Genomic DNA, 1,211 nt, shown 5'->3' on the forward strand with positions numbered 1-1,211 from the left:
ATGAGTTGGTGCAAGCGGTCAAAGAATACACAGACGACGTGGCCGAAGGTGTTCGCAAAACAGTAGACAAGACTGCACGGAAAGTATTACAAGAAACCAAAGCGCTTGCTCCAAAACGAACAGGTGAATACGCGCAGTCATTTGGAATCACGAAAGAGGATGGATTCGGAACAACCAAACGCATCGTATGGAACAAAAAACACTATCGCCGTGTTCACCTTCTTGAGTTTGGACATGCAAAGGTCAACGGTGGACGTGTCCCTGCCTATCCGCATTTGCGTCCAGCGTATGAGAAACACGCGGCAGACTTGCCGAACGAGTTAAAGAAAGTAATCGAAAATGGTGGTTAAGATGACACAAGCGGAGTTATATCAAGCACTTAAAAGTATTGGCTATCCTGTCGCATACGGTTCGTTTTCCAGTCCGGTCACACCGCCGTTTATCGTTTATCAGTTTGCTTACTCGAACGACATGATGGCGGACAACATCAACTATGTTGCGATTGATAACTTCCAAGTAGAGTTATACACGGCGAAAAAGGATTTAGCTGCCGAGCAAAAGGTGCAGGACAAGCTCAAAGAGTTAGGCCTACCCTATCGGAAATTCGAGACCTATCTCGACGATGAAAAAATGTATCAAATACTCTATGAAATTCAACTGTTAGGAGGTTAAGAGGATGAGCCAAAACAAAGTGACATTCGGTTTGGAGAAAGTTCACATCGCTTTTTTGACAGACGATACAACACCGACATGGGAAACACCTGTGGCTATTCCGGGGGCTGTCCGTTTCAGTCCAGAGCCACAGGGTGAGGAAACCACATTTTATGCGGACAATGGTCCGTATTTCACATATACGAGCAACAATGGTTATACAGCTGAACTTGAAATGGCCAACATTCCTGACGACATTTTAGCTGAAATGCTTGGCTGGGAAATCGACGCAAACGGAATGCTCATTGAGACGACAGATGGAACTCCGAAAGAATTTGCGCTCATGGGTCAAATCCTCGGTGACAAGAAAAATCGCCGTTTTGTATACTATCGCTGCAAAGCAAGCCGCCCGACCAAGGAACACAATACACGTGCAGAATCAGTTGAGCCAGCGACAGAAACGCTGAATATTCGTATTCTTCCGATTGAAATCAACGGGAAAAACATTGTCCGTGGCGTGATTGAATTAAATGACACGAACCAAGCGATTTATGACAATT

Annotated in this window: 3 protein-coding genes; all 3 read left to right on the forward strand. The window is 45.2% G+C overall.

What is annotated here, in order from left to right:
- Positions 1-350 (forward strand): HK97 gp10 family phage protein (locus tag DSM465_RS0117830; protein WP_029761966.1); only part of this gene is annotated, 350 nt, incomplete at its 5' end.
- A gap of 1 nt (position 351) precedes the next feature.
- A complete protein-coding gene (locus tag DSM465_RS0117835) occupies positions 352-672 on the forward strand; it encodes a hypothetical protein (protein ID WP_029761967.1) in 321 nt (106 codons plus the stop codon).
- Positions 673-676: 4 nt separating this feature from the next.
- Positions 677-1,211, forward strand: a 535-nt coding sequence (locus tag DSM465_RS0117840) for a major tail protein (RefSeq protein ID WP_029761968.1), incomplete at its 3' end; no start/stop codon positions are given.

Origin of the sequence: Geobacillus thermodenitrificans subsp. thermodenitrificans DSM 465 (assembly GCF_000496575.1) — a bacterium.
Classification (GTDB): Bacteria; Bacillota; Bacilli; order Bacillales; family Anoxybacillaceae; genus Geobacillus; species Geobacillus thermodenitrificans.

Coding starts and splice junctions, on each gene's coding strand:
- DSM465_RS0117835 (WP_029761967.1), top strand. CDS start 352: ATGACACAAGCGGAGTTATATCAAGCACTTAAAAGTATTGGCTATCCT.